The 5,941-nt window shown below is 72.8% G+C and carries 4 protein-coding genes; 3 read left to right on the forward strand and 1 reads right to left on the reverse strand.

The genetic code is table 11. The annotated features are described in order from the left end of the window. Window positions 1-2: 2 nt before the first annotated feature. On the reverse strand, window positions 3-1,598 hold the full coding sequence (locus ACFU6K_RS28885; RefSeq protein WP_380667893.1) for an alpha/beta hydrolase: 1,596 nt from the start codon (window positions 1,596-1,598) through the stop codon (window positions 3-5). Window positions 1,599-1,744: 146 nt separating this feature from the next. Between ACFU6K_RS28885 and ACFU6K_RS28890 the strand changes: the two genes are divergently transcribed. The 3 genes from ACFU6K_RS28890 to ACFU6K_RS28900 all read left to right on the forward strand — a co-directional run bounded on the left by ACFU6K_RS28890 (window position 1,745) and on the right by ACFU6K_RS28900 (window position 5,887). Beyond that, the gene (locus ACFU6K_RS28890) at window positions 1,745-3,097 is read left to right on the forward strand and encodes an MFS transporter (protein WP_380667895.1); all 1,353 of its coding nucleotides are present in this window, start codon (window positions 1,745-1,747) and stop codon (window positions 3,095-3,097) included. Between the two features lie 191 nt (window positions 3,098-3,288). Next, entirely contained in the window at window positions 3,289-4,110 is an 822-nt protein-coding gene (locus ACFU6K_RS28895; RefSeq protein WP_380667899.1) for an SAM-dependent methyltransferase, read from the forward strand. Window positions 4,111-4,252: 142 nt separating this feature from the next. Further along, the gene (locus ACFU6K_RS28900) at window positions 4,253-5,887 is read left to right on the forward strand and encodes a purple acid phosphatase family protein (protein ID WP_380667897.1); all 1,635 of its coding nucleotides are present in this window, start codon (window positions 4,253-4,255) and stop codon (window positions 5,885-5,887) included. Window positions 5,888-5,941: the final 54 nt, after the last annotated feature.

Raw genomic sequence — 5,941 nt, forward strand, 5'->3', positions numbered from 1 at the left:
GATCAGTCCGTCGGGCAGCGGATGCCCGCGGCCGGGACGGTGCCGTCCAGCAGGAAGGCGTCCACCGAGGCGCGCACGCACTTGCTCGCGCCGTACCCGGTGTGGCCCTCGCCCTCGCGGGTGACCAGGACGGCGTTGCCGAGCTCGGCGGTCAGCTTCTCGGCCCACGCGTACGGGGTGGCCGGGTCGCCGGTGGTGCCGACGACCACGATCGGGGCGGCGGCCGTGTTCTTGACCGCGTGCGGCCGCTCCGTCGAGGCGGCCGGCCAGATCCGGCAGTCCGGGTCGAACAGCGCGGCCATCGGGTCGTGCTTGCTGACCAGCGGGGCCTTGGCGGCGAGGTCGGTCAGCGCGGCCTGCAACTGCTCGCCCGCCGGGGCGTCGGTGGCGCCGTCGGCGCAGTGGATGGCCGTGTAGGCGTCCGCCGAGGGGCGGTACTTGCCGTCCTTGTCACGGCCGTTGTAGCCGTCGGCGAGGTCCAGCAGGTAGTCGCCCTTGCCGCGCACCATCGCCCAGCCGATGGAGTTGCGCAGGCCGGTCCAGGCCTTCTCGCCGCCGTAGAGCCGGCTGAGCACGCCCGTCCAGGCCGCGCTGGAGGTCAGGATGCGGCCCTTCTCCGTCTTGAGCGGCTTGTCCTTGAGCCCGTCGAGGAACGCGGCGAGCTTCTGCGCCGCCTGCTCCGGGTCCTTGCCGAGCGAGCAGGCGTCCTTGGTGACGCAGTCCGCGGCGAAGGCCTTCAGGGCCCGCTCGAAGCCGCCCTGCTGCTCGATGTTGTGCTGGACCAGCGAGGTGGAGGCCGAGGTGGCGCCGTCCAGGACGAGCCGGCCGACCTTGTCCGGGAACTCCTCGGCGTACAGCGAGCCGAGGTAGGTGCCGTAGGACAGGCCGAGGTAGCTGAGCTTCTGGTCGCCGAGGGCGCCGCGCAGCACGTCCATGTCCCGGGCGCTGTTGCGGGTGCTGACGAACGGCAGGAGCTGGGCGTACTTGGCCTGGCAGGCGTCGGCCAGCTGCTTGCCGTGGTCGGCCGCGGGCTGGTCGGTGGTCAGCCAGCCGTCCCGGGTCGCGTCGTCCAGGCAGTTGAGCGGGCTGGTGCCGGCGGTGCCGCGCGGGTCGAAGCCGACGATGTCGTAGCGGTCGTGCACCGGGCCGTCGAAGCCCTTGGGGTCGTAGGTGACCATCCCGACGCCGGAGCCGCCCGGGCCGCCGGGGTTGACCAGCAGCGAGCCGATCCGCTGGTCGGGCTTGGTCGCCGGGTTGCGGACCACGGCGACGTCCAGGGTGCCGACCTCCGGTGCGGCGTAGTTCAGCGGGACCTTGAGGGCGGCGCACTGGAGCGCGGAGACGTCCTCCTCGTTCTGCGGGTCCTTCTGGCAGGGGCCCCAGGCGAGTTGCTGGCCGTAGAAGGCCTTGAGGGCGGGGTCGGCCGCGCCGGTGGGCTTGGGCGTCGGGGTCGGCGCCGGGGCGCTGCTCGACGCGGCGGCCGAAGTGGTGGAGGCGGCGGTGGTGCCGCCTCCGCTGGTGCAGCCGGCCAGCAGAGCGGCGGTGGCGAGGGCTGCGACGGCGGCGGGCAGGGCGCGCCGCGGGGTCCGGGTGATCATGGAATGCACGGCACAGGAATATCACCTGCCTGTCACATCAGTCACATGGGATTCTCAGAAGGCTCCGCGTCCACGGGCCGGAGCACCCCGCCCACCGGCCGCGAGGGATGATTCCGCGGCGGTCCGAACGGTGCCATGCTGAGGCCATGACAGAAAGCAGTGCGGTAGCACCGCTCCGTCGCCAGGCGGAAACCGGCGGGCGGCGGCGGGAGTTGGCCGCGGCGACGGTCGGGTCGGTGGTCGAGTCCTTCGACTGGAACATCTACGCCGTCCTCGCGCCCTACTTCGCGGCGGACCTCTTCGGGCACGGCAAGCACGGCGTCAGCGGCGTGCTCGGCGCGTACGTCACCTTCGCGGTGGGCTTCGTCGCCCGGCCGGTCGGCTCGTACCTGATCGGGCGGCTCAGCGACACCCGGGGACGGCGCTTCGCGCTCAGCCTCGGCATGGCGGTGATCGCCGCCGCCAGCCTGGGCATCGCGGCCGTCCCGGGCCAGCGGAGCATCGGGGTCTGGGCGGCGGTGCTGGCCGTGCTCGCCCGGGTGGTGCAGGGGCTCGCCTTCGGCGGGGAGGCGCCGAGCGTGGCCGCGTACGTGACCGAGACCGCCCCGCGGCGGCACCGCTTCGCGTTCAGCTCGGTCTCCTACGGCGGGATCATCCTCGGCTCGCTGCTCTCCTTCGGCGTGCTCACCCTGCTGATCCACACCCTCGGCAAGTCCGGCCTGGAGAACGGTGGTTGGCGTTGGGGCTTCGTGGTCGCCGCGCTGCTCGGGCTGGCCGCCGTCTGGGTGCGGCGGTGGGCGCCGGAGAGCGCCGAGTTCCACCGCGCCCGGGAGCGCGCGGGCCGCACCGCCCGCCCGCCGTTCCTCCGGACGCTGCGCGAGCACCGCTGGGCGGTGCTCACCGTCTTCCTCAACACCCTGGGCGGGACGGTCGGTTACTACTTCGCGCTGGTGTACCTGCCGCAGTACGCCGCCGCCTACCACGTGATCGGCAAGGAGGAGGCGGCCTCCTTCATGACCGTGGTGCTCGGCGTGGTGCTGGTCACCATGCTGCTCACCGGCGCCGCCGCCGACCGCTTCGGCCTGCTGCCCGTCGCCCGGATCGGCTTCGGCCTGCCGATCCCGCTGGTCGGGGTGCTGCTCGCCGGGCTGCGCCAGGGCTGGCTGCCGTTCCAGGTCGTGGCCGTGCTGCTGGGGATGCTGGTGGCCACGGTGCTCGGCACGCTCAACGTCTTCACCGGGCTGCTGTTCCCGACCGAGGTGCGGGCGGTCGGCCTCGGCGTGGTCAACGCGGCCACCATCGCCGCGTTCGGCGGCACCTTCCCGCTGCTCGCCGAGTGGCTGAGCGGCCGGCACTGGCTGGGCGTGATCCCCGCGTACGTCACCGTCTGCACGGCCGGTCCGGCCCTCGCGCTGCTGACGGCGATGAAGGTGCCCTCCTTCGCCGAGGCCGTCCGCGAGACGGAAGGAGCGGTTCAGCGGACACCGGGAACCGCCTGACGGACAGTCATCGGCTGTGGTTGAGTGGTCCGGACCACTGCTGAACGGGGAGGGCTAGCGTGGGCATCGACGCATCGGGTACCGACATACCGGACACCAACACGCCGGACGGCGGCCTGCCGGAGGAGTGCGGGCTCGACGGCTGCGGCTCGGACGACTGCGCGCCGGGGGGCCGCGTGTCGGAGAGCTGGCTGACCGAGGCCGGGTTCGAGGAGCCGCCACCGGTGGACCTGCGCACCGACCGGGCGCACTCCGCCCGGGTCTACGACTACCTGCTCGGCGGCAAGACCAACTTCCCGGCCGACCGCGAGGTCGGCGACCGCGTCCTCGCCGAACTGCCCGGCGTGCGCGAGGACGCCACCGCCGCCCGCGCCGTGATGCGGCGGATGGTCCGCCGACTCGCCGGGGTGCACGGCGTCCGCCAGTTCCTGGACGTCGGCACCGGCATCCCCACCGCGCCCAACCTGCACGAGATCGTCCAGGCCGTCGACCCGGCCTGCCGCGTGGTCTACGTCGACAACGACCCGATCGTGCTCGCCCACTCGCGGGCCCTGCTCACCAGCACCCCCGAGGGCCGTACCGCCTACGTCCAGGGCGACCTGCGGGAGCCGGAGAAGTTCCTCGCCGACCCGGGGGTGGCCGCCACCCTGGACCTCCGCGAGCCGGTCGCCCTGACGCTCATCAACATCGTCCACTTCCTCTCCGACGAGGTCGCGCACCCGCCCGTCCGCGAACTCCTGGACGCCCTGCCCGCCGGCAGCTTCCTCGCCCTCTCGGCCGGGACCGCCGACATCGCGCCGGAGCGCGCCGGGATCGCCACCCGCCGCTACGCGGAGGCCGGGATCGAGCTCCACCTCCGCTCGCGCGAGCGTGTCGAACGCTTCTTCGGCGGGCTGGAGTTGGACGACCCGGGCGTCGTCCTGGTCGACCGCTGGCACCCGGAGCCCGCCGGGGGTCCGGTGCCGGGCGAGGGGAAGGTCGGGGTGTACGGGGGCGTCGGCCGCAAGGTGTAGCAAACCGGCCCGGCGAACGGGCCCTGTGGACGAAGCCTGAGAACGAAGCGTGCGAACGGAAGCTGCGAAAACGATCGTCTTTACGTGCACATGTCATTAAAGTGACTGCCTGTCGAACCCCCACTCGGCAGGCGGAGTCCTCATGACCATTGCACGCAGGTCCATCCTCAAGGGCACCTCGGCGGCCGGAGCCGCCCTGGTGGCAGCAGCCTCGACGGCGGCCGCGCAACCCGCGGCCGCCCAACCGGCCGACGACGCGCCCACCAGCCCGCTCTTGCAGACCACCCCGCACCGCGCCGGAACGGCCGCGGTGTCCGGGCTGCACCTCCAGTTCGGCACCGACGCCGGCACGGAGATGACCGTCTCCTGGCTCACCCCGCAGTCCGTGCGCCGCCCGCAGGTGCGGTACGGCTCACCGGACGGCGGCCTCGGTCGCGTCGTCCAGGCCGAGACCCGCACCTACCGGGACTCGATCGACAAGGTCGAGGTGTACGTCCACCACGCGCGGCTCACCGGCCTGCGCCCGGGCACCACCTACCTCTACAGCGCCGGCCACGACGGGGCCACCCCCGAGACCGGTACGTTCACCACCGCCCCGCGCGGCCGCGCCCCGTTCACCTTCACGAGCTTCGGCGACCAGGCCGCGCCCAACCTCCGCCGCCGGATCACCTTCCCCGACGGCATGCCCTCCCCGCTCGGCAAGTACCCGGTGTTCATGAGCAGCCAGGTCGGCACCGCGGCCTCCGCCGACATCGTCGCCGCCGTCGAACGCGTCGGCCCGCTGTTCAACCTCATCAACGGCGACCTCTGCTACTCCTCCTACGCCGGCCGCCACGGCCAGAGCCGCACCGCGACCTGGGCCGACTGGTTCATCAGCAACAGCCGCTCCACCCGGCTGCGGCCCTGGATGCCCTGCGTCGGCAACCACGAGAACGAGGGCGGCAACGGCCCGGTCGGCGCGCTCGGCTACCAGGCGTACTTCTCCCTCCCCGACTCCTCGGCCTCCTCCGACGAGGAGACCCGGGGCCTGTGGTACGCCTTCACCGTCGGCTCGGTGCGCTTCATCAGCCTCGCCAACGACGACGAGGCCATCCAGAACTCCGGCGACGTCTACCTGCGCGGCTTCTCCGGTGGCGCCCAACGGCGCTGGCTGGAACGGGAGTTGCGGGCGACGAGGAACAACCGGGCGATCGACTGGATCGTGGTCTGCATGCACCACCCGATGATCTCCAGCTCGAAGCACGGCTCCGGCAGCGACCTCGGTCTGCGCGAGACCTGGGGCCCGCTGTTCGACGCCTACGGGGTCGACCTGGTGGTGTGCGGCCACGAGCACTACTACGAGCGCTCCCACCCCGTCCGCGGCACCCTGCCCAACGACGCCCGCACCCCGGTGCCGACCAGCACCCGCACCGACATGGTCGACACCGGGCGGGGCACCGTCCACATGGTCATCGGCGCCGGCGGCAACGCCGCCACCACCCAGGACGACCTCTTCGAGCAGCCCAAGGGCCGGGTGGTCATCGGACTGGAGGACCCGAAGCCGGGCGTGCCCTACCGGGAGTCGATCTGGCTCACCGAGGACGCGCCCTGGGCCGCCGTCCAGGACCGCCAACACGCGCACGGCTTCGCGGCCTTCGAGGTCGACCCGGGCGACCGGCGCGGCGGCACCACCACCATGAAGGTCACCTACTACACCTTCGACGGACCGCACGGGGACCTCACCCCGGTGGACACCTTCACCCTGTACCGGCGCCGGACGGACGGGCGCGACGGCTGACCGCCTCCGCCGCTGACCGACACCGGCGCCGGTGTCGGTCAGCGGCGGAGGCGG

It is taken from the genome of Kitasatospora sp. NPDC057512 (assembly GCF_042802135.1).
Classification (GTDB): domain Bacteria; phylum Actinomycetota; class Actinomycetes; order Streptomycetales; family Streptomycetaceae; genus Kitasatospora.